This is a genomic window from Stenotrophomonas genospecies 3, from assembly GCF_054473855.1.
Genome location: NZ_JBTMUR010000015.1, coordinates 33,076 through 56,199, shown reverse-complemented (window position 1 = coordinate 56,199; position 23,124 = coordinate 33,076). Strand labels below are relative to the sequence as shown.

The 23,124-nt window shown below is 60.2% G+C and carries 19 protein-coding genes; 5 read left to right on the top strand and 14 right to left on the bottom strand.

The window, feature by feature from the left end; translation table 11 throughout:
* Window positions 1-1,056, bottom strand: a complete 1,056-nt coding sequence (gene rfbB / locus ACX9OT_RS18405) for a dTDP-glucose 4,6-dehydratase (protein ID WP_049410522.1) — start codon at window positions 1,054-1,056, stop codon at window positions 1-3.
* A gap of 261 nt (window positions 1,057-1,317) precedes the next feature.
* Here rfbB and ACX9OT_RS18400 point away from each other — a divergent pair, with 261 nt between their 5' ends.
* Window positions 1,318-2,064, top strand: a complete 747-nt coding sequence (locus tag ACX9OT_RS18400) for an electron transfer flavoprotein subunit beta/FixA family protein (RefSeq protein WP_049410518.1) — start codon at window positions 1,318-1,320, stop codon at window positions 2,062-2,064.
* Window positions 2,064-3,005: an electron transfer flavoprotein subunit alpha/FixB family protein gene (locus tag ACX9OT_RS18395; RefSeq protein WP_049410517.1), complete on the top strand. Its 942-nt coding sequence runs from the start codon at window positions 2,064-2,066 to the stop codon at window positions 3,003-3,005. The genes ACX9OT_RS18400 and ACX9OT_RS18395 overlap by 1 nt, the downstream gene beginning before the upstream one ends.
* Before the next feature lie 44 nt (window positions 3,006-3,049).
* Here the strand turns inward: ACX9OT_RS18395 and ACX9OT_RS18390 are convergent, their stop codons facing one another.
* From ACX9OT_RS18390 to ACX9OT_RS18330, 13 genes are all read right to left on the bottom strand, one after another.
* Window positions 3,050-4,216 (bottom strand): nucleotide sugar dehydrogenase, encoded by a 1,167-nt coding sequence (locus ACX9OT_RS18390; protein WP_049410588.1) that lies wholly within the window; start codon window positions 4,214-4,216, stop codon window positions 3,050-3,052.
* Window positions 4,217-4,479: 263 nt separating this feature from the next.
* A complete protein-coding gene (locus ACX9OT_RS18385; RefSeq protein WP_197608322.1) occupies window positions 4,480-5,031 on the bottom strand; it encodes a hypothetical protein in 552 nt (183 codons plus the stop codon).
* A 142-nt stretch (window positions 5,032-5,173) separates the two neighbouring features.
* The gene (locus ACX9OT_RS18380) at window positions 5,174-5,995 is read right to left on the bottom strand and encodes a glycosyltransferase family 39 protein (protein WP_191850609.1); all 822 of its coding nucleotides are present in this window, start codon (window positions 5,993-5,995) and stop codon (window positions 5,174-5,176) included.
* Between the two features lie 97 nt (window positions 5,996-6,092).
* Window positions 6,093-8,126, bottom strand: a complete 2,034-nt coding sequence (locus ACX9OT_RS18375) for a hypothetical protein (protein WP_151458211.1) — start codon at window positions 8,124-8,126, stop codon at window positions 6,093-6,095.
* A 149-nt stretch (window positions 8,127-8,275) separates the two neighbouring features.
* Window positions 8,276-9,472 carry a glycosyltransferase family 4 protein gene (locus ACX9OT_RS18370; RefSeq protein ID WP_100050639.1) on the bottom strand — a complete coding sequence of 399 codons (1,197 nt, stop codon included), beginning with the start codon at window positions 9,470-9,472 and terminating at the stop codon, window positions 8,276-8,278.
* On the bottom strand, window positions 9,469-11,922 hold the full coding sequence (locus tag ACX9OT_RS18365; protein ID WP_459003101.1) for a methyltransferase domain-containing protein: 2,454 nt from the start codon (window positions 11,920-11,922) through the stop codon (window positions 9,469-9,471). Before ACX9OT_RS18365 ends, ACX9OT_RS18370 begins: the two co-directional genes overlap by 4 nt.
* 17 nt (window positions 11,923-11,939) lie before the next feature.
* Window positions 11,940-13,370: an ABC transporter ATP-binding protein gene (locus ACX9OT_RS18360; RefSeq protein ID WP_049410498.1), complete on the bottom strand. Its 1,431-nt coding sequence runs from the start codon at window positions 13,368-13,370 to the stop codon at window positions 11,940-11,942.
* The gene (locus ACX9OT_RS18355; protein WP_049410495.1) at window positions 13,360-14,175 is read right to left on the bottom strand and encodes an ABC transporter permease; all 816 of its coding nucleotides are present in this window, start codon (window positions 14,173-14,175) and stop codon (window positions 13,360-13,362) included. The genes ACX9OT_RS18360 and ACX9OT_RS18355 overlap by 11 nt, the downstream gene beginning before the upstream one ends.
* Window positions 14,176-14,231: 56 nt before the next feature.
* Window positions 14,232-15,404: a cystathionine gamma-synthase gene (locus ACX9OT_RS18350; protein ID WP_191850605.1), complete on the bottom strand. Its 1,173-nt coding sequence runs from the start codon at window positions 15,402-15,404 to the stop codon at window positions 14,232-14,234.
* Between the two features lie 123 nt (window positions 15,405-15,527).
* Entirely contained in the window at window positions 15,528-16,898 is a 1,371-nt protein-coding gene (locus ACX9OT_RS18345; RefSeq protein ID WP_032127973.1) for a pyridoxal-phosphate dependent enzyme, read from the bottom strand.
* Between the two features lie 299 nt (window positions 16,899-17,197).
* Entirely contained in the window at window positions 17,198-17,434 is a 237-nt protein-coding gene (locus tag ACX9OT_RS18340; RefSeq protein ID WP_004154075.1) for an HP1242/YdcH family protein, read from the bottom strand.
* Between the two features lie 324 nt (window positions 17,435-17,758).
* Entirely contained in the window at window positions 17,759-18,643 is an 885-nt protein-coding gene (locus ACX9OT_RS18335) for an OmpA family protein (RefSeq protein WP_423163253.1), read from the bottom strand.
* Window positions 18,640-19,005 (bottom strand): DUF4398 domain-containing protein, encoded by a 366-nt coding sequence (locus tag ACX9OT_RS18330; RefSeq protein ID WP_049398394.1) that lies wholly within the window; start codon window positions 19,003-19,005, stop codon window positions 18,640-18,642. The genes ACX9OT_RS18335 and ACX9OT_RS18330 overlap by 4 nt, the downstream gene beginning before the upstream one ends.
* 121 nt (window positions 19,006-19,126) lie before the next feature.
* Here ACX9OT_RS18330 and ACX9OT_RS18325 point away from each other — a divergent pair, with 121 nt between their 5' ends.
* The 3 genes from ACX9OT_RS18325 (at window position 19,127) to ACX9OT_RS18315 (ending at window position 23,103) form a co-directional block, all read left to right on the top strand.
* Entirely contained in the window at window positions 19,127-20,254 is a 1,128-nt protein-coding gene (locus ACX9OT_RS18325) for a PilT/PilU family type 4a pilus ATPase (RefSeq protein WP_032127971.1), read from the top strand.
* A 130-nt stretch (window positions 20,255-20,384) separates the two neighbouring features.
* A complete protein-coding gene (locus ACX9OT_RS18320) occupies window positions 20,385-21,662 on the top strand; it encodes a putative DNA modification/repair radical SAM protein (protein ID WP_134951925.1) in 1,278 nt (425 codons plus the stop codon).
* The gene (locus tag ACX9OT_RS18315; protein ID WP_423163254.1) at window positions 21,643-23,103 is read left to right on the top strand and encodes a UdgX family uracil-DNA binding protein; all 1,461 of its coding nucleotides are present in this window, start codon (window positions 21,643-21,645) and stop codon (window positions 23,101-23,103) included. The genes ACX9OT_RS18320 and ACX9OT_RS18315 overlap by 20 nt, the downstream gene beginning before the upstream one ends.
* Window positions 23,104-23,124: the final 21 nt, after the last annotated feature.

Here is a 23,124-nt window from a genome sequence, read left to right as displayed (position 1 = left end):
TCAGGCGGCAGTGCCGATGCGCTGCAGGCGGTAGCTGCCATCCAGCACGCCGTTGACCCATTCCTGGTTGTCCAGGTACCAGTCGACGGTGAACGTGATGCCCTGCTCGAAGGTGTAGGCCGGTTCCCAGCCCAGGTCGTTCTTCAGCTTGGAGGCATCGATCGCATAGCGGCGGTCATGGCCGGGGCGGTCGGTGACGTAGGTGATCTGGCTGCTGCGCGGCTGTCCATCCGCGCGCGGGCGGCGCTGGTCCAGCAGCGCACAGATGGCCTGCACCACTTCGATGTTCTGCTTTTCCGAGTTGCCGCCGACGTTGTAGGTCTCGCCGACCTGGCCCTTGGCCAGCACGGTGCGGATCGCTTCGCAGTGGTCGGAAACGAACAGCCAGTCGCGCACCTGCTTGCCATCGCCGTACACCGGCAGCGGCTCGCCAGCCAGCGCCTTGGCGATCACCAGCGGGATCAGCTTCTCGGGGAAGTGGTACGGGCCATAGTTGTTGGAGCAGTTGGTGGTCAGTACCGGCAGCCCGTAGGTGTGGTGGAAGGCACGGACCAGATGGTCCGAAGCGGCCTTCGACGCCGAGTACGGCGAATTCGGGGCGTACGGTGTGGTTTCGCTGAACTTGCCGGTCTCGCCCAGGGTGCCGTACACCTCGTCGGTGGACACGTGCAGGAAGCGGAAGGCCGCGCCCTGTTCGTCCGGCAGCGCCTTCCAGTAGTCACGGACCGCTTCCAGCAGGCCCAGGGTGCCCACCACATTGGTCTGGATGAAGGCACCGGGACCGTCGATGGAGCGGTCAACGTGGCTTTCGGCGGCGAAGTTCACCACGGCATCCGGCCGGTGTTCGGCCAGCAGGTTCGCGACCAGGGCCTGGTCGCCGATATCGCCCTGCACGAACAGGTGGTTGGGGTTGCCGTCCAGGCTGGACAGGGTCTTCAGGTTGCCGGCGTAGGTCAGCACATCGAGGTTGATGACCTTGACGCCGCGCGCGACGGCCTCGAGAACGAAGTTACCGCCAATGAATCCGGCGCCGCCGGTGACAAGCCATGTGGGCACTACCTGTTCTCCTGATCGAAATTCACCCAAGGAGCGCCCATGAGCGCCCCGGCACAGCGGCACAGGATACATGCCGATGGCCTTCACGACTGCTTGCGTGACGTGAACACGAGCTCGCGAAGTGCATTTTTGCCGCGCCGCAACATAACCATACGCATTCGCATGGTCACCCCAAGCCAGCTAGAATCGGGGTCCCACCCCCGAACCGGTTGCTGTTCCAGGACCGGACGTTCTCCCTGTTACTGAAGGACCCCGTACCAGATGAAAATCCTCGTCGCGTACAAGCGCGTGGTGGACTACAACGTCCGCATTCAGGTCAAGCCGGACGGTTCCGGCGTGGTCACCGACGGCGTCAAGCTGTCCCCCAACCCCTTCGATGAAATCGCCCTGGAAGAAGCCTTGCGCCTGCGCGACAAGGGCATCGCCAGCGAAGTCGTGGTTGCCACCATCGCTCCGGCCGACGCCCAGGCGCACCTGCGCAACGGCCTGGCCATGGGCGCCAACCGCGCCATCCATGTCGTCACCGACCAGGCCATCCAGCCGCTGACCGCGTCGCGCATCCTGCTCAAGCTGATCGAGAAGGAACAGCCGGACCTGGTGATCCTCGGCAAGCAGGCCATTGACGACGACGCCAACCAGACCGGCCAGATGCTGGCCACGCTGTGGGGCCGCCCGCAAGCGACCTTCGCCAGCAAGCTGGAGATTGCCGACGGCAAGGCCACGGTGACCCGTGAAGTCGACGCCGGCCTGGAAACACTGGAAGTGGATCTGCCGGCCGTGGTCACCACCGACCTGCGCCTGAACGAGCCGCGCTTCATCAAGCTGCCGGACATCATGAAGGCCAAGGCCAAGCCGCTGGAAACCCTGCAGCTGGCCGACCTCGGCGTTGAAGCCGCCGACACCTTCAAGACCACCCAGTACGCCGCGCCGTCCAAGCGCAGCAAGGGTGTGATGGTCAAGGACGCGGCCGAACTGATTGCCGCACTCAAGCAGAAGGGGCTGCTGTAATGAGCAAGATTCTCGTCATCGCCGAGCACCACGACGGCAAGCTCAACGCCGCCACCGCCAAGACCGTCAGTGCCGCCGCCGCCATCAGCGGTGCCAGCATCGACGTGCTGGTGCTGGCCGCCGACCCGGCCGCCGTCGCCGCCGAAGCCGCGAAGATCGCTGGCGTCGCCAAGGTCCTGACCGTGGCCAATGCCGCCAACGCGCAGGCCATCGCCCAGGTACTGGCACCGCAGATCGCGCAGCTGGCCAAGGGCTATACCCATGTGTTCGGCCCGTCGACCACCTTCGGCAAGGACCTCATGCCGTGCGTGGCCGCCCTGCTCGGCGTCAACCAGGTCTCCGATCTGATGAGCGTCGAAGGCAGCCACACCTTCAAGCGCCCGATCTATGCCGGCAACGCGATCATCACCGTGGAAGCACCGGCCGACCAGATCGTAGTCGCCACCGTGCGCGCCGCGTCCTGGCCGGAAGCTGCCCAGGGCGGCAGCGCCGCCATCGAAGCAGCCAGCGTTGACGCTGCCCTGCCGACCCATACTCGCTTCGTCGGCCTGGCCGCCGGTGCCAGCGACCGCCCGGACCTGCAGAGCGCCAAGCGCGTGGTCTCCGGCGGCCGTGGTGTCGGTTCGGAAGAGAACTTCAAGGTCATCTTCCAGCTGGCCGACAAGCTCGGTGCCGCCGTGGGTGCCTCGCGTGCCGCGGTCGACGCCGGCTACGTGCCCAGCGACCTGCAGGTCGGCCAGACCGGCAAGATCATCGCGCCGGAGCTGTACGTGGCCGTGGGTATCAGCGGTGCCATCCAGCACCTGACCGGCATCAAGGATGCCGGCACGATTGTCGCGATCAACAAGGACGGCGACGCGCCGATCTTCGAGATCGCCGATATCGGCCTGGTGGGGGATCTGTTTGCGATCCTGCCGGAGCTGGAAAAGGCACTAAGCTGATGCTTTGGGCAGGGCACCCCCAGGGTGCCCTGCTTCCAGCAGATTCAGTTGTCTCCGAACAGGTCCCGGGTATAGACCTTGTCTGAGACGTCATCAAGTTCGGAAGACATACGATTGCTGATGATCACATCGGCCTCGCGCTTGAAGAGAGCCAGATCATTGACGACTCTCGACCGGAAGAATTCTGGATCCGGGCAGTTCGGTTCATGGACAATTACCTCTACTCCCTTGCTCTTTATGCGCTTCATCACGCCTTGGATGCTTGAAGAGCGGAAGTTGTCTGAACCGCTTTTCATGATCAGACGGTAGACGCCAACAACCTTGGGCTTGCGCTTGAGGATCTGCTCGGCAATGAAATCCTTTCGCGTGGTATTGGATTCAACAATCGCGCGGATCAGATTCTGAGGAACGCTGCTGTAGTTCGCCAACAACTGCTTTGTGTCCTTCGGAAGGCAGTAGCCGCCGTATCCGAAAGAAGGGTTGTTGTAGTGTCCACCAATGCGTGGATCCAGGCTTACGCCCCGGATGATCTGCTTGCTATCCAGCCCGTGGCTGACAGCATAACTATCCAGTTCATTGAAGTACGATACCCGCATGGCCAGGTAGGTGTTGGCAAAAAGCTTGATTGCCTCCGCTTCGGTTGGATCAGTAAACAGGATGGGAACATCCTTCTTGATCGCCGCATCGCTCAGTAGGGCCGCAAATATCTCCGCGCGCTCGGACTTCTCGCCAACGATGATCCGAGAAGGATGCAGATTGTCATGTAGAGCACGCCCTTCTCGCAGGAACTCTGGCGAGAAAATGATGTTCCGGGTCCCGAACTTGGCTCGCACACTCTCCACGTAACCAACCGGAATGGTGGACTTGATGACCATGGTAGCCTCAGGAGCAATCTGTAGCACCTGAGAAATCACCGATTCGATCGACGAAGTGTTGAAGTAATTTGTTTCGGGGTCGTAATCGGTAGGCGTGGAAATGATGACGAATGCTGCTCCAGCATACGCATCGACCGGATCCAGTGTCGCCCGGAAATCAAGCCCGCCGCCCTGCAATGCGGCCTCGAGCTCAGGGTCGGCAATCGGAGACACGCCTCTGTTGAGCAACTTGACTTTTTCTTCAACGACATCGACAGCAACAACTTCATGCTGGCGAGCAAGAAGCACACCATTGGACAATCCCACGTAACCCGTACCCGCAACCGCAATCTTCACAATAGTCTCTCTATCAGTATTGCCAAGCATCAGATGACCACGAGCATCCCAGGCACTCTCATGCCTTCGTCGTGGAACCAGAAGACCAACTCCTGAACCAAGCTTACTTCAAGCATGTAGTGATCGGGAGGCGCCTCAGCGTTGAAGGAAACATCTACCGCCTTCCCGGGCGATAGCTCAAGCGAAAGATCCTTGCGTGCGTCCCAACCCGGCGGCGCGCAATTACCTTCAACAGGCACCCAGCGCCAAGAAAGCCGAACATTTCACCCTTCAGTCTCGATGGTTTTCAAGATCGAATCTGAACCATTTCTTATCCGAACCCTAGCGCTGACACCACCGACCACTGGTGAACACTCCATGATAAGAAGCTCAATTCTGGCCGCCACATCCAGTGCAATTCGACCAGCGAAGGGAACTACATTGAAGTAGGGATCCGCGACGAAACCTTGTTTCAACTTGGAAATAAACACAACGTCCTCACCCGCCACCTGCTTCCGGAAATACTCTTCGTAGCCCCCTGAAAAGCACGAATCCGCGCAAATCGAACCGCCACGATAGTTGTCAAGAATGAACTCTGGTCTCGCATTATCATCTACAATGACCACGCGCTTTCGATAATCCGGTGGCATATCCAGCAACGCCATATCAAGTGGTGTCCTACTGACGGCCTTTATTGAAATCAACCGTCCACCCTTCAGATCAACTACAGACTCGATCGCGGATCTGTTTGCCAGCCCCCAGTAATCGACCTCAAATCGTCGCTTCCAATCAGAGCCCGCAAGAAGGTTGAAGTAGACGTTCTGCAGGGGGTGCACCATCACCATCCAACCGATCTGCACGGCGAATAAAGATAGGCGATCGCCAGTTCAATCCTCTCGCCCCGACGCACTATTTGGACCAACGCAGAAGCAGTACCAATCGCGGCCAGAACTAGGACTGCCGGCGGCGTGGTTATTGCTATCCAGACCGGGAGGTAGTGCCAAGGAAGATCAGTTGCTTGGTACACACGACCGAGGTAGAGGACCTCATTATCCCACCGGAGATGCGCCATTCGTTCAAAAGCGAAATGAAATTCCGAACAGGCGCCCCCCAGAGGAATGGAAACATTACGTAGACGGCAGCCACAGTGCAAAAGGTGTAAAGCAGGAACAACCTGAACACATGGCCGCCGGATCTCTTTGCCTGTACCATCTGAATAACAAGTAGAATAATAGTCAGGGGCAGAAGCACGACCCCCATGATTCGGATATCGATAGCAAACCCCGTGGCCACTCCATGGAGGACCATTGCTTCGACACGCCCGGAAATCAGCACCCTCGTCAACGTCCACGTCGATATGGCCATTGCAGCCATGAACGCAATATCCTTGGAATTGTAAAACGACTCAGCAAAAACTCTGGGAGAAAGCGCCATTAAAATCGCCGCTGCGAGCGCGACGGCCTGGTTCGCGTATGCAAGCCGGGCTGTTCGATAGATGGCGAAAACACCCAAGGCAGAGAGCAGGAATGTCAACAGATGCCTTAGCGGCCAGATCCGCTCCCCCTCTACCCCAGTCAACCGCTCTGCCGCGGCAAGCGGAAGCTCAAAGGCTACTGCATAATCTCTGTCCTGCCACGTTGAAAGGTCGGGTATCGATCTGAGCTCCTCCTGCAAAGCTCCCGAACCCACCACGCGATCAACATACTTGAGGTTGACCAGTCCATTCATCCGGGACGTTGGCTCATCCCAAGAGACAGCGTAATCCGAGTAAATCAGGACTCCCGCCAACAGGTAGACCACGAAAGCCGCTGCAGCGAAATACCTTCCTGAGACCCGCATCCCTCCTCCCCTGACCGCATGAATGAGGCCCGCAGAGGCTGGAGCCAACCGCGTTCCCTCAGCGGTTCAGCGGGGTTGAGGCAACCGTCATTCCCTCGTCGCTGAACCAGAAAACAGTCTCCTGAACCAAATTCGCCTGCAAGGTTCCTGCCCCACGGTTCAATCCACTGGCGTGGAATTCCACGTTGGCCGATTCACCCGGCGCCAACTGTAGCATCAAGTCCTGGCGGGTATCCCATCCCGGGGGTGCCTTGTCCTCACCGGGCTGCACGACCCGCCATGAGAGGCGAACATTGCGTCCAGCCACCTCAAGGGTACTGATGTCCTGGGAAGATCCGTTATGGATAGTTACAGTGACCCTCGCCCCGCCCTCATCATAGATCACACTTGCGATTGCAATGCTGACATTGCGCGCGACCCCTGCCGGGATCCGGCCCGAAAATCGTGCCAATCGTCCGCCAACGCATTCTTGCTTGGGAACCATCACGATCCTATCCAGAAGCTGCTGCGCCTGAGTCGCATTCACTCGCCCAAACTGAATCTGTGTGCGGACGAAACTCTCCGCGCTTTCACAGCTTCCAGCCACGCCAGCGCCAGGCGGCACGTAGCCGGAATATCCATTAATGGAAGCCATTCCATGATCCTGAGCATAGATCATCGCGTCCAGGTCATCGAGATATGGAGAATCTGATGATCGATCCGCCATGATCACGCTCCCGCGAACCGCCCCGGCAGGCACCCTCGATTCAAAGTTCGCCTGTCTGGCCCGCCAGGCAGCGAAGCTTGCGTTGCCCGCCTCAAAGGTACTTGACTCTGCAACCAGAAGAACGACCGCCAGCAGACCTCCAATGCAAAGACGAAGGGCACCGCGTCGCTCAAGAAGCGTGAGAACACGCTGGAAACCAATACCTGCAAGGATACCGAGAGGCACGACCATGACCAGCATCACACGGGTTACAGCTCGTATTGAGTCGATCCCAGGAACGTGCAGGAAGAGTCGATAGATGGAGAAATTACTAACATTCAGGGTTCCAGCCACCAGCAACAGTAAGGACACAAACGCCAACCGGCCAATATCGGTGTACTCGATCCTGCGAAGCGCAACCAGTGCACCCACCAAACAGAAGAGCAGAACGCCCACTCCGATGAAAAGCTGATGCTCATGCCGCATTGAAATGTCGGTGATCGATCCGCCGACAACATGGCTTAGCTTGGAAAAATCTGAAATCAGGTAGCTCCAGACCCTGGGGAGCATACCGAGAATCTCATCGCGAGGTCGCTCAAACCCATGGGCGAGCGTGACTTGCTTGTATTTTGCGAGCAATGCAAACACAGCCGCGCCGCACACAAGTACTACGGATGCAGATGCTAGCGTCCCAAACAAATTGGTTCTACTGACACTCTGCATGACGCTCCGGCGGATAGCCCCTGCCTTGCCCAGTAACAGCCAGCCGACAACCATCGCGATCAGAAGATAGACAGCGAAGACACCGGTATAGATTGCACAGTAGAACTGCGCCATGAGCCAGACGGCAGTCCACGCCAGAGATGACGTTTTTCCTGACTCCAACCAGGCATAGAAGGTGACAAATACCAACGGCACGAACATGCGAAACGCAAATTGCGCGTGGGCCTGCTGGGCCAGAACCGGGAGGGAGAACGCGAAGACAAACGCAGCAGCCGCGGCACCTGAATGCCTGAGCTTCAAACGTCTGAATGCGACGTATGCAAGCACATAGTTCAGAATACCTCCAAGCATCAACCAGAGCGCAAGCGCCGGCTCCCGCTCAAACCCAAGAAGGCGAAGCAGGGCATAAGGAAGAATAGAACCGAAATGGTTATCGCTGAGCGCCAGGACGTCCTTCACAGGATAGAAGAACCCCGGACTCCACAGAGACTCTACGTCTCCTCGCAGCCATTGATAGACGTGCTCAAGCACCACCGAGTTGAATCTTGCGTCGATCAGATCGCCCGGCACTGCCGTGAGATAAGAATTTGCCCTCAATTGATAGAAGGCGACACCAACAAACAGGAAAAGTGTGAATGCAATCAGGCCCCTAGCCTTCTCGCAACCGACCGAAATTGCATTCATCAAGAATCTCTCTTCGCTAACACACTTAGACTCTACGAATGGCGGAAATACACGTTGCATAAACTTTCAGGCAATCAAGCCCGACCAATGCAGTCCTTTAACCGCCTACCCACGGAGCAACGCGCCAGCGCACTCCTCCTCCGCAACTGTCAACGACGGCGCATGATTTTCATGAACCCGTTTCGAAAACTCGAATTTGAGTACTTGGCCACGCTCTGACGGGCCCTCTCGGCCAGTTCGATCTGCGCTCCGGTTCCGTACAGCGCCATCAAATCTCGGGTTTTCAAGCGCAGGTCATCCGCACTACGGAAGTGGAATCCGTCGACGCCATCTGTGACGATTTCCTTCGGCCCCCCCATAGGAACAACGATTGGGATTGCACCAGCAGCCATCGCCTCGCATGCTGTCATGCCGAAGTGCTCCAGCTTCTCCGGTTCGATAGTTTCCGACTCACCCCAGCCAGCACCATGCCAAAAGATCGAGGCCACGGAGTACTCCTCCAGCAACTCTCTGGCAGTAAGGTTGCCCATGATTCTGATAGGGTAACCGCGAGCAAGCTCATTCACCCGCTCAAAGTACTCTCGATGGGCGGCTGTATCCGCATGTACACTGCCCGCGAGGTGGTACTCCCACCCCTCTGGCACCATGCCAGCGTCGCACATACCCCTGAAGGCACCAATGAGTTCCACGTGCTTTTTGTTATGCCCACCGGCAAAGAAACGCCCGACGCTCAGGATTACCCTTTTCTTGCCGTCGAGTTCAATTCCAGCGAATCGTTCGGTATCGATCGGGGGCGGTAGAACATCCGCTTTACGCGCCCAACGCTTCTCTACCCAGGCAGCCGTGAATTCTGAATTGGCCAACGGTACATCGTAACTGTCGATAAAAGGGCGCAGGTCTTTCGAGACATGGCCTCGAACGAGCTTTCTTGCATTATTAGCAATACGCCCAAAGCGCGGAAATCCCTCGCGACTCAACTTTCCTGCCGCCCGCTGCAGGAAGCGAGCGACGCGTGAGCTTTCAACCAACTCGTGGGGGAAGAACACCAGATAGATCGACCTGGCTGCCTGCGAGACCATCGACGAACAATAGGTTGAATTGATGAACAAGTCATAATCAGCACTTCTGGGCGCGAGCTCGGCGCACGACTGTGCAGGCCAGTCCACCCATCGCGCGCCATCAAGCTTCAGATTCATACGCTGGCAGAACTCGACCTCATCAACTGGACCAACGCGAATCAGGTCAACCTCGTAGCCCTCAGACAACAATACTTCTGCGATGGTTCCGACGTGCTTCTCGCCACCACCCATCGTGGACCAATAGCGATTATAGATACCAACTTTCATCGTGCTCTAGCCCCAATCATATCAGTCGCGCGCAAGTATCCGGTCCAGCGGTGCAGCAAGGCCAGGGGGGCGAGCTTGAGCAATCCATACTGGATGCGAAGTCGAAGACGAAGCTCTGCATTGCATCTCTCGTTCCGGAATCCGCGCCGCACCGCAGCGACGGACGCCCGCAGGCACCGGGCGGACTCCCTCGCATATGCGGCTGCCGCTACATATACATGAGCATGCTTGATCTTGATCAAGACGTGGTTTCTCGACACATAAAAGATGAACGTCGGTGACCATTCGACACTGGACCCGGTATGTACATGACGAACTACACTATCAGGAACATAACGGAGACTGCCTCCCGCCTTGCGAAGACGCCAGCAGAGATCTGTATCCTCGTAATACATGAAGAAGCTGGAATCGAACAAGCCGGCCTCGATCAATGCCGATCGCCGCATCAGCATCGATGCACCACACAGCGCGTTGACGTTCTCAGCGGCGTCAAACTGGCCGGTGTCCACCTCGTAGATGCCACGATCGCCAGCTTCACCGCTGTCATTCAAGTTGGTTCCAGCATTGTTGATCACATCAAACGCCAGACCCGTCAGGAAGCTTGCATCACAGTCAAAAACGAATTCTTTGAAGCCTGTCTCAAGCCGCCCAGATGCCAGCTGACGCCCGCCTGCCTTGACAGTAAACTCGCCGCCCCCTCCCATCTCAGAGCCAGAGAGCACCAGCTTCAACTTGAAACTTCCGCCCGTCGGTTCTGGCGGCAAAGGGATTCGTAGCGTTGCGTCACCATTTGTCCAGTTGACCTTTCTGGAACCGTGATACTCCGGACCCCAGAAGCCGTCGGAATATATCAGCTTTCGGTAACCACTTCCGATGAAGCAACTCTCATCGTCAACAAGCACGCCAAGTTCTCGAGTGTCGCCCGAACCACCTGCTTCGCTCGGGCGGAATGCCCCGCTCTGGATGTTGAGCTCGACATACCGCCGGAAGAAAAGAATCTTCGATCCAGCAGCTGATGCCGCCGGATGGGACATCAGCTCCTCGACCAAAGCCGAGAGCCACAGCGGATCGACTACGGTATCGTTGTTGATCAGCCCAATCAGCTCACCATTTGCGTGGGTCATGCCAAGGTTGTTTCCACCTGCAAAACCCAGATTTTTCCTTGATTCGATGATGCGAACCCAAGGGAAGGCAGATCCAACATAGCCCACGGAGTCATCAGCCGACGCATTATCGACGAAAATTACTTCAAATCGGGGATACTCGAGCTTCTCGATGCTCTCCAAGAGCGGCTGCAGGAAACGCTTGCCATTGTAATTGACAACAATAAGGCTCACCAAAGGGAGAGATTTCTCGAACTGCGCCCTTTCAGCTTGTGACACCTCATTGAGATGACGCTGCGCCTTCTCTTCATGGACAGCATAATCACGCGCACCCTCCATACTCCGCAGCATCTCCTGATACTCAGCTGCGACCTTATTTACTTCAGCCTTCCAATCACTGTCCTTGGCCAGAAGCGCCTGGTCGCGCTCAATTGAGATTCGTTCAATCTCCATCCTATAATCTGCGGCGACCTGCTCAACTCGCTGTCCCCACGCCTGATCCTTGTCGACAAGCATCTGGTCGCGCTCAAGAGCTATCCTCGCAATCTCGCACTGATAGTCATTGGCCACCTGTCGAACGCGCGCCTCAACGTAGCCAGCAACCTCAAACACGGACTGAGGTAACCGCGGGATCTCCCCCGCAGACGCAAGCGCAACGAAATAGACGGGCTGGCGAGGCATCTGCGCATTCTGCGCTTCTTCAAGAAGCCCGCCCTCTTCGCTCCAGTAGTGGCGGATCGCATCGGCACGATCCGAAGCAACCGGGCTGATCGGCCTGATCCGCCCGATCATCGAAGCCATGGTGGTGCGCTGACCGTAAAGTTCGAAGGCTGGGAAGTACTGAAGAATCAACTCCTCGAGCTCGGCACGATCCAACTCCTTGACATGGAATTCATTGTGGAATGCCGGTTTCTCCGAATACTCGACACGATCCGGACTGGATATCATCAGCACTCCGTCGGGACGAAGGACACGGACGATTTCCCTCATCATTTCATGGTGCTGATCATGGTGCTCGATTGTCTCGAAACTGACGACGACGTCGACGCTAGCATCAGGCAAAGGGATTGCTGTGCAGGAGCCGCAATGGAATTCGAGATTGCCGGACCTGTATGCGTCACGAGCGTGGTCTACGGCACCAGGATCAATGTCAACGCCAATTACTTTCTGAGCATGTCGGGACATCAAGGCGGAGCCGTAGCCTTCTCCACATGCAATGTCCAGCACGTGCTTACCAGCAATGATTTCGCAAGCCAGGTGATATCGATGGTAATGTTCCATCTCGATCTCACCGGTCACACCCGGGATGAAGCGTTCTCCGGTGAAGTCCAGATGGTGTTCGGACATGGGCACAGAACCATTAATCACGACTTCATCTCCATTTCGATCCTGCGCATTGGTACGCCAAACAGGCCGAGACATACGGCACTCGATTGAACGTGGAGGATCAGGGCATCATGAATCCACTGGTGCTGGACATGATCAGCCTGGGTGCCTTCTGCGACCGCAGGTGAAATACTGTATTCCCCACCAGGTAATACCGGGAAGGTAAAATTGAAGGAGGCAACCAGCGTTGTTTCCGGTGGCACCTTCATATCCAGGTCTCGCTGTGACAGGTAAGTATTGTCCGCGAAGATGATCTGGCCCAGTTTATCCTTGACAACAAACCCGACAATCGGCCGATGAATCTCGTCCCTAGTCCGGACAGTGACCTGCAGAGTAACGTCCTGCCCTCCAACGGCCCAGTTAACCGGATTGCCACCAGCATCCAGCAGTTGCACAGAGGTGATGGTGGCGGCACCTGTTCCGAACGAGGCCCGGTTCTCGTCGAACTGGAAAACCTGAATGTCGTTGCGCAGATTGGACGCATCGATCAGCGACTGCCTCATGTCCACGTATTCAACAGGTGCGACCTCGACAAAGGCGTCGGTCGCAGCACGTGGCTTCTCCGCTGTTTCTTCCAACTCATCCAGAATAGGTTCAGCCGCAACCACCGGCGTGCCAGCAGATTCTGGCTCGAAAAGCGATGCAAGATACGCCTGGGACAGCTCCTTGGGCGCACCATTCATGCGGAGATCGCCCTTGTCCAACCAGATTGCGCGTTCGCAGAGATTGATGACAGCCCCCATATCATGACTGCAGAAAAGCAGAGTCCCGCGCTTCATGAATGACCGGAGGAATCTCATGCACTTCTGGGTGAAATAGGCGTCTCCTACGGACAACGCTTCATCGACGACGAGGATATCCGCATCGACATGTGCAATAACCGAGAATGCCAAGCGCACAACCATACCACTTGAATATGTCTTGACCGGCTGATCTATGAAATCGGAAATTCCGGAAAACTCAACGATGTCAGGGTAGCGACTCTCCATCTGTTCGGCAGTCAGTCCGAACAACGCGCCACTTAGCATTACATTTTCTTTCCCGGTGAACTCAGGGTTGAACCCTGATCCCAACTCAAGAAGCGCCGCGATTCGCCCGGTTGTTTTTACCTCACCCACAGACGGACTCAACGTGCCACAGACAAGCTGCAGCAGAGTCGACTTTCCCGAACCGTTGCGACCGATGATGCCAACGGTTTCGCCACGACGCACACTGAACGAGACATCCTTCAGCGCCCAGAATTCGCGATAGTAGTGCTTGGGTTCGCCACCCAGCGCTCGATCCAGCGCGGGCAGGACGAATTGCTTCAACCTATCCTTCGGATCTGCGTAGATTTCGTAAAACTTGCCGAGGCCTGATACATCGATCACTACTTCCGGCGACGGGTCGGGCGAATTGTCAGAGGACATCAGCGAAGCCTTTACGCATTTTTTGGAATACAGCGAATCCGATGAAAGCGAAAGCGGAGGCAATCATCAAATAGACGATCAGCCCCTTGAAGTCAGGCAACTTACCCCAGATCAACACCTGCCGGGATTGCTCCATGATGAAGGTCAGAGGATTCAACATGAACAGCTTCTGGTATTTTTCGGGCCACGCGGACTGCGGATAGAAGACCGGCGAAAGAAACAGCATTGCAGTTGTGATGAACGTCGTTGTCTGCTTCAAATCACGAATGAATACACCCAGCGCAGCGAGGATCCAGGCAATACCGACCGCAATGACAAGCAGGGGCGCCAGAACGACGGGAAAGAACACAGCCTGCCAATGCAAACCGCCGTTGCAGAGTACAAGACCCGCAAGCAGGACACATACGCTGGCAAGACAGTGAAAAAGGGCGGATCCGAGGCTGATGACTGGCAGCATCTCGAGCGGGAAAACGACCTTGGTCACATAGTTTGTATTCTCAAAAATGATACCCGGGGCGCGATTGATCACCTCGGCGAAAAGGCCATGGATAATCACGCCTACGAACATCACCAGTGCAAACTGCGCCCTGCTGTCGCCCACCTGACCATGCCAGCGCGCCTTGAAGATTACAGCGAAGACAAATGTGTAGATGAGCAGCATGAGCAGCGGATTGATGAAAGCCCAGAGCAGGCCTGCAAATGACCCCTTATATTTGCTCTGGACGTCTCTCTTTCCAAGCAACCACACGATTCCACGATTTGTCCAGAGCGAATTCAACAACGCTCCGGGAGAAATTCGATTCATCTGAAAATTTTCCCAATGAAGTCATGCGTAAGCACATGAAGTGACGCTACTGCGTTTCAACCCAGCGCCCGTTCCAGATCCACCTGCAGATCCCCCAGATCCTCCACGCCCACGCTCAGCCTTACCAGCGCATCACTGATGCCCAGCTGTTCGCGGCGTGCCACGGGAATCGAAGCGTGCGTCATCACCGCCGGGTGGTTGACCAGGCTTTCCACGCCACCCAGCGACTCGGCCAGGGTGAACAGCTCGGTCTTCTCGCAGAAGCGCTTGGCCGCCTCGAAACCGCCCTTGAGGACGATCGAGACGATGCCGCCGTAGCCGCCCATCTGGCGGGTCGCCAGCTCATGCTGCGGGTGCGACGGCAGGCCCGGGTAGATCACCTTTTCCACCGTCGGATGCTTTTCCAGCCACTGGGCCAGGGCCAGCGCGTTGGCGCAGTGCGCCTTCATGCGCAGCGGCAGGGTCTTCAGGCCACGCAGGGCCAGGAAGCTGTCGAACGGGCCCTGCACGCCACCCACCGAGTTCTGCAGGAAGGCCATCTGCTGGGCCAGTTCGGCGTTGTCGCCGACCACGACCATGCCACCGACCATGTCCGAGTGGCCATTGAGGTACTTGGTGGCCGAGTGCAGCACCAGGTCCGCGCCCAGCTCCAGCGGGCGCTGCAGCATCGGCGAAGCGAAGGTGTTGTCGACCACCACGATCAGGCCGTGGCGCTTGGCGATGGCGGCCACCGCAGCGATGTCCACGATCTTCAGCATCGGGTTGGTCGGGGTCTCGATCCAGACCATCTTCGTCTTCGACGTGATGGAGGCTTCAAACGCCGCCAGATCGGTCAGGTCGACGAAGCTGAAGTCCAGCCCGGCGGTGCGGCGACGCACGCGCTCGAACAGGCGGAAGCTGCCGCCGTAGATGTCGTCCATCGCCACCACGTGGCTGCCGGCGTCCAGCAGCTCGATCACGGTCGAGCTGGCCGCCATGCCCGAAGCGAAGGCGAAGCCACGGGTACCGCCTTCCAGCGACGCCACGCACCGCTCATAGGCGAAGCGGGTCGGGTTGTGGGTACGCGAGTACTCGAAGCCCTGGTGCTCGCCCGGGCTGGACTGGGCATAGGTCGAGGTGGCGTAGATCGGTGGCATCACCGCGCCGGTGCTGGGATCGGGCGACTGACCGCCGTGGATGGCCAGCGTGGCCAGGGCCAGGGCGCGATCCTGGGAAGTAGCGTTGGACATGTTCTTTCCTGAGGGGCGCCGACACGCGGCGCCATCGAAGGTGCGGAAGTCTACCAGCGCGGCCTTAACGACCTTTGACGCGGATAAACCGGGATTCAGCAGCGAACGTCTGCGATCAGCGGCTTACTGCACGCGACGGCGCAGATAGTTCAGCAGATCGATACGGGTGATCAGGCCCAGGAAAGTGTCGCCGTCCATCACGATCGCCACCTGGCCGCGGTCGAACACCGGCAGCAGCGCCTCGATCGGCGACTTCACGTCCAGCCGGTCCAGCTTGCTGACCATCGCGGTGGCGACGGTGTCGCGGAAGCGTGCCTCATCGCCATACACGTGCAGCAGCACGTCGCTTTCGTCGACGATGCCGACCAGCTGCTCGCCGTCCATCACCGGCAGCTGCGATACGTCGTACAGCTTCATGCGCTGGTAGGCAGTGGTCAGCAGGTCGTTCGGACCGATCACCACGGTGTCGCGCTGGCCGTACGGGCGCAGGATCAGGTCGCGCAGGTCGCCGTGCTGCGGGCGCTGCAGGAAACCGTTGTCCAGCATCCAGTAGTCGTTGTACATCTTCGACAGGTACTTGTTGCCGGTATCCGGCACCAGCACCAGCACCTTCTTCGGCGTGGTCTGCTCCTTGCAGTACTTCAGGCCGGCGGCCAGCAGGGTGCCGGTGGACGAGCCACCCAGGATGCCTTCCTTGCCCAGCAGTTCGCGTGCGGTGTGGAAGCTCTCGGCATCGCTGATGGCATAAGCCTTCTTGACGCGGCTGAAATCGGAGATCGACGGCAGGAAGTCCTCGCCGATGCCTTCCACCAGCCAGCTGCCCGATTTGTCGTTCAGATTGCCGTCGTTGATGTACTCGGCCAGGATCGAACCGACTGGATCGGCCAGCACCAGTTCGGTCTTCGGCGACAGCTTGGCGAAGGCACGCGACAGGCCGGTCATGGTGCCGGAACTGCCGCAGCCGAACACGATGGCGTCCAGATCGCCGCCCATCTGCTCCAGGATCTCCGGGCCGGTACCGAATTCATGCGCGGCCGGATTGTCCGGGTTGCCGAACTGGTTGATGAAGTACGCGCCCGGGGTCTGCTCGGCGATGGTCTTGGCCAGATCCTGGTAGTACTCGGGGTGGCCCTTGGCCACGTCCGAGCGGGTCAGACGCACTTCAGCGCCCATCGCCTTCAGGTTGAAGATCTTTTCCCGGCTCATCTTGTCGGGAACGACCAGAATGAGCTTATAGCCCTTCTGCTGGGCCACCAGCGCCAGGCCCAGGCCGGTGTTGCCAGCCGTGCCCTCGACCAGGGTGGCACCGGGCTTCAGGTCGCCGCGCTTTTCCGCCGCCTCGATCATCGACAGGCCGATGCGATCCTTGATCGATCCGCCCGGGTTGGCGCTCTCCAGCTTCAGGTAGAGCTCGCAGACGCCGGTGTCCAGGCGCTGGGCCTTGACGATCGGGGTCTGGCCGATGAGTTCGAGGACGGAAGAATGGATGGGCATTCGGAGGACTTTCGGTTCGCGCCGCACAGGGCCGGACCGATGATTATCCGACGGATGGCGATGAAAGTCAGGTCGGCAGGGCCGCAGCCCGTCCACCGTAAAAAGAGATGCGGACAGCCCCGGATCGACGAGGAGACCGGTACCGCCCGCATCGGTGAGCTGTGCCTGCAGGCCAAGGCACCACGGCCTGTGGTGCCTTGGCGCGGCCGCCTCATCGGCGGTGCCGCGATGCCGGGGCAGGAGCGCCCGGCGGGGCCATCGATGGCCGGGTCACGCCGTTCCGGGCGTGACGGGGTGCGTCAAAGCGTGGGGGACGTCATTGGGAGCGGTGTTTCGTACATTCGCAGAAGTCGTTGCTTGGCCAGCAGCTTCTCGCGCTTCATGCGACCCAGGGTGACATCATCGATCGGGAGTACACCCAACTCCGCGTCCATGCACTTCTTGTTCAACTTGCGGTGCTGGTCATGGAGTGCCCTGAACTCCGGATCACGCGCGCGACGGGCGTCGATCTCGCTCTGGGGCTGATCTTCAAACATGATGGACCTCCTTCGACAGATACACGAACGCCCCGGCCGCAAGGCACGGGGCGTTGTTCATGGAGGAGCGCCGGTCGATGCCCACCTGGACGCCTGCAACGACCTGCGGCACTGGCCTGCGCACGTCGATCTGCTGCGGTTCGCGCCCTGTTTGCATCGGCCCGGCCCTCCCATCGTCCGGTCCGCGGCATTGCGTCCCGGACGATTGACCCTACGCCTGCTCAAGGCGGGGTACAAGACCCCTGCGGCAAAAAGACCGAACCCCGCCGGGGCGGGGTTCAGGCTGAATGCTCATCGCAACGAAAAACAAACAATATCAAGCAATTACGGGGCGATGATGACCTCGGCCGAGCGTGCCCGGGTGGACGCCGCCTTCTTGCCGCTGAGCTGGATCCGGTTGCTCGCGACACCGGCCGCGACCAGGGCATCGCGCAGCGCTTCGGCGCGTTTCTGGCCTACGCCGTTGGCACTGTCGTAGGCCTCGATGCGCAGGCGGCCCTTCTTGCCGATGTTCAGGTACTCGGCCAGTGCCTTGGCCTGGTTGCGGGCGCCACCGGACAGGCTGGAGGCGCCGGCGGCGAATGCGTCACCACTGAAGGTGAAGACCTCGCCACGGCCATCGAACTTCGAGCCCGGCAGCTTCTGCCCGGACACCAGCTCGGCTTCCTCGCGGGCCAGCTTGGCGGCGTTCTGCTGGGCGGCGCTGAGGCGCTGCTGCTGCTTGCCGGCCACGCTGGTCAGAGCATTCTCGGCATCCTGGCGGGCCAGGGTCTCGGCCTCGGCGGCCTGGCGCAGGCGCTCAGCCTCCTCGGCCTGCATCTGCGCCTGCATGCGCAGCTGCTCGGCCTCCTGGCGGGCACGGGCGGCATCGCGGCGGCTGGCCTCGATCAGCAGATCACTGCGGGTGCGCTCGAGGCGATCGACCTCACGCGCGGCCAATGCGGCACGCACGGCAGTCTCGGCAATCTCCACCCGGCGCTCGGCCAGGTAGGTGGCCAGCTCCTGGTCGCGGCGCTTGGCCTTGTCCAGGGTGGCGATGGCCTGCTGGGCCTGCATGCGCTCGAAGGCGCCCAGCTCAGCCGTGTCGGGATTGGCCTGGATGGCCATCAGACGCTGGCTCAGTTGCGCCACCATCGGGTTGTCGGCGGCCAGGGCCAGGGTCGGCAGCGCCAGCAGCGCAGCCAGGGTTGCGGCAGTCATCGGCTTCACCGGCGGTCCTCCCCGGTGGACAGCTGGCGTTGCAGCTGGTTGACCTCGTTGCGGCGCAGCTGCAGCTGCGCGGTGACGGTGGCTTCCTCGCTGCGGGCGCGGGCCAGGTCGGCATCGGCAGCGGCGCGCAGGGCGATCGCCGGGGCGTTCTTGCGCTCGCGGCGGTCGCCGGCAGCACGCTGGGCCTGTTCCAGCCCCTGCCGGGCCAGCCCGATCAGGTCCGGGGCGTACTGGTCGGCGTCGGCTTGGGTGGCCTTGTCGACCGCCTGCCGGGCCTGGGCCAGTTCCAGTGCGCCGTCCTGCGCCCAGGCGGGGGCAGACAGTGCGAATGCAAACGCCATCACATACAGGCCATGGCGCATTCGTGCGAAGCTAAGTCGTTTCATTGGGGAGGCCGTACCGGTTGTCGGTTCACGGCCATTGTCGTCAAGCCGACACCGTGCTGGCAACGGGCGTCGGCCGTTTCGTTGGGGAAAATTCGCAATGGATATCGGCTACTTCCTGAAGCTGATGACCGAAAAGAACGCTTCGGACATGTTCCTGACCACCGGAGCACCGGTCTACATCAAGATCGAGGGGAAGCTTTATCCGCTGGGCAACACCGGCCTGCCGCCGGGCATGGTCAAGAAGATCGCCTACTCGCTGATGGACGAAGGCCAGGTGCCGCAGTTCGAGCGCGAGCTGGAGCTCAACATGGCCATCGCCCTGCCCGATGCCGGGCGCTTCCGCGTCAACGTGTTCAAGCAGCGCGGCGAAGTGGGCATGGTCATCCGCGCCATCCGCAGCCGCATCCCGAGCATCGAGGAGCTGAACCTGCCGCAGGTGCTGAAGGACGTCATCATGACCCCGCGCGGGCTGGTGCTGGTGGTGGGGTCCACCGGTTCCGGCAAGTCCACCTCGCTGGCGTCGATGATCGACCACCGCAACAGCACCACCACCGGTCACATCCTCACCATCGAGGACCCGATCGAGTACCTGCACAAGCACAAGATGTCGATCGTCAACCAGCGCGAGGTCGGGCTGGACACCCATGCCTTCCACAACGCGCTGAAGAACGCGATGCGTGAAGCGCCGGACGTGATCCTGATCGGCGAGATCCTGGATGCGGAAACGATGGAGGCGGCGATCGCCTTCGCCGAAACCGGCCACCTGTGCCTGGCCACCCTGCACTCCAACAACGCCGACCAGACCATCGAGCGCATCCTCAACTTCTTCCCGGAAAGCGCGCACAAGAACGTGCTGATGAACCTGGCGCTGAACCTGCGTGCGGTGATCAGCCAGCGCCTGGTGAAGAACAAGGAGGGCCGTCGCCTGCCGGCCACCGAGGTGCTGATCAACACGCCGATGATCCGTGACCTGCTGCGTCGCGGCCAGGTGCACGAGATCAAGGCGGCGATGGAAGGCTCGCTGGAGGAAGGCATGGAGAGTTTCGACCAGTGCCTGTTCCGTCTGGCCAAGGCCGGCATCATCGAGCAGGAGGAAGCGCTGCGCGCGGCCGACTCGCGCGATGGCCTGGCTCTGAAGTTCCGCCTGTCCGAAGGCAGCAGTGGCGAGCACGACCCGTACGCGGATTTCTCGGCCGGGCAGCCAAGCATCACCCACGGCTTCTGACCGCACGAAAAAGGGGACAGAGGGGATTAAGTCGTAAGTGCATTTACGACTTAATCCCCTCCGTCCCCTTTTCCTGAAGAATTCAGGGGCGGTCTCATCCAATGAGACCCCTCATCCGTAGGTTTCCTCAATGGAAACCATCCGCAAGCTGGCCATTCTGGCCGATGCCGCCAAGTACGATGCCTCCTGCGCCTCCAGCGGCTCGGGCAAGCGCGATTCGCGCGTCAGTGGCGGCATCGGCAGCACTGAGGGTATGGGCATCTGCCACAGCTATACACCCGATGGCCGCTGCGTTTCATTGCTGAAGATCCTGCTGACCAACTTCTGCGTCTACGACTGCGCCTACTGCGTGAACCGGGTCTCCAGCAACGTAGCCCGTGCGCGTTTCAGCGTGGACGAGGTGGTCGCACTCACCCTGGACTTCTACAAGCGCAACTACATCGAGGGGCTGTTCCTGTCCAGCGGCATCATCCGCAATGCGGACTACACCATGGAACAGATGGTGGAGGTGGCCCGGCAACTGCGCGAAGAACACCGCTACGCCGGCTACATCCACCTCAAGACCATTCCCGAGGCCTCGCCGGAGCTGCTGGCCAGCGCCGGGCGCTATGCCGACCGCCTGTCGATCAACGTGGAACTGCCGACCGAAGCCGGCCTGAGCGCCTTGGCGCCGGAGAAGACGGTGCATTCGATACGCGGCGCGATGGGCGAACTACGCTGGCGCATCGAGGAAGCCAAGGAGGCGCGCAAAGCCCCCGCAGCGATGGCACCGAGGGCCAGCCGCAGTCCACGCCCTCCCCGTTTCGCACCCGCCGGGCAGAGCACGCAGATGATCGTCGGCGCGGACGGGGCCAACGACCAACAGATCCTGGCCAGCGCCGATGCGCTGTACGGCAACTACCGCATGCGCCGGGTGTACTACTCCGCGTTCAGCCCGATTCCGGACGCCAGCCGGCAGCTGCCACTGCAACCGCCTCCGCTGCAGCGCGAACATCGCCTCTACCAGGCCGACTGGTTGCTGCGCTTCTACGGGTACGGCGTGGATGAGATTACCGATACCACCCAGGACGGCATGCTCGACCTGGATATCGACCCGAAAATGGCTTGGGCGATCCGTCACCCCGAGCGCTTTCCTGTGGATCTCAACCGCGCGCCGAAGGAAATGCTGCTTCGCGTACCCGGGCTGGGCGTGCGCAACGTGAAACGGGTGCTGATGACACGCCGCCACGGTCGCCTGCGGGTTGCCGATGTAGCACGCCTGAAGGCACCGATGAGCAAACTGCTTCCGTTTGTGCAGCTGGCTGACCACCATCCACGCAAATCGCTGGACGATCCGGCGGCGCTGCGCGCGCAGTTGGCCCCACCGCCTCGTCAGGGATCGCTGTTTGATGCACCGCCCGCCGCCTGACGCGCAGCGCTGGTCGCTGCGGGTGGACCCGCAGTGGTCGCTGCAGGCCTGGCGCGATGCTGCGCGCGAAGCGTTGCTGCGAGGCGTGGCCCCTCCTCAGCTGGACTGGCTGGAAGGGAGCGAAACGTCGTTGCTGGATGCGCCGGCCGTGCAGCGGGCGCCGATGCTGGCCGATGCCAGTACACCCAACGTGCCCCGCGATTTCCTGGAACTGGCGGCCACCTGCCTGTGCCATCACGACCCCCAGCGACTGGCCTTGCTGTATCGCCTGCTGTGGCGCATCGTCCATGGCGAGCGTTCGGTGCTGAGCAACCCCGCCGACGCCGATGTCCTGCGCGCAACGGCGCTCGCCCAGGCCGTCCGCCGTGACACGCACAAGATGAAGGCATTCGTGCGCTTCCGCGAGGTGCTTGGCCAGCCTGATGCGTTCATCGCCTGGTTTGAGCCACAGCACCACATTGTCGACCGGGTCGCGCCCTTCTTCGCGCGCCGCTTCACCGGCATGCGCTGGGCGATCCTCACGCCTTCGCGCAGCGTCGCATGGGATGGGCAGGCGCTTGCCTTCGGCCCCGGCGCACGGCGCGAGGATGCCCCGGCCGAGGATGCGCGCGAATCACTGTGGCAGACCTACTACGCCAGCATCTTCAATCCGGCGCGACTCAATACACGGATGATGATGCAGGAGATGCCGGCAAAGTACTGGCGCCACCTGCCGGAGGCCCAGCTGCTGCCACGCCTGGTGCGCGATGCGGCCGACCGCGTGCAGGGAATGCATGACCGTCCCGCGCAGGCGCCGCAGCGCAGGATCCCCCTGCGCGCAGGTGTTGCGATGCCAGCAGCGGATGCCAGCAGTCTGGAGAATCTACGCGAACAGGCCAGCACCTGCCGCCAGTGCCCGCTGTGGGAGCAGACCACGCAGACCGTGTTCGGGCAGGGGCCTGCAGACGCCCGCATGATGCTGATCGGGGAACAACCTGGCGACACCGAGGATCTGCGCGGACAGCCGTTCATGGGTCCTGCCGGTCAGCTACTGGACCGTGCGCTGACCGAATTGGGAATCGATCGCGCGGGGCTGTACCTCACCAACGCCGTGAAGCACTTCCATCATGAACGGCGTGGCAAGGTGCGACTGCACAAGCGACCGGAAAGCCGGCACATCCAGGCCTGCCGCCCTTGGCTGATGGGTGAGATCGCGCGCGTGCGGCCCCAAGTGATCGTGTGCCTCGGCGCGACAGCGGCAGCCTCGGTGTTTGGTCGTGGGTTCGACCTCTCACGCGACCGCGGACGCTGGCACACCCTCGAGGACGGCACCCGCGGCTATGCCACGGTGCACCCGGCATGGGTATTGCGGCAGACCGACGATGCGCGCCGCGAGGATGCCTATCGGCTGTTCCGCGATGATCTGGCCCGATTGCAACAAAAAGGGGACGGAGGGGATTAAGTCGTTTGTGCACTTACGACT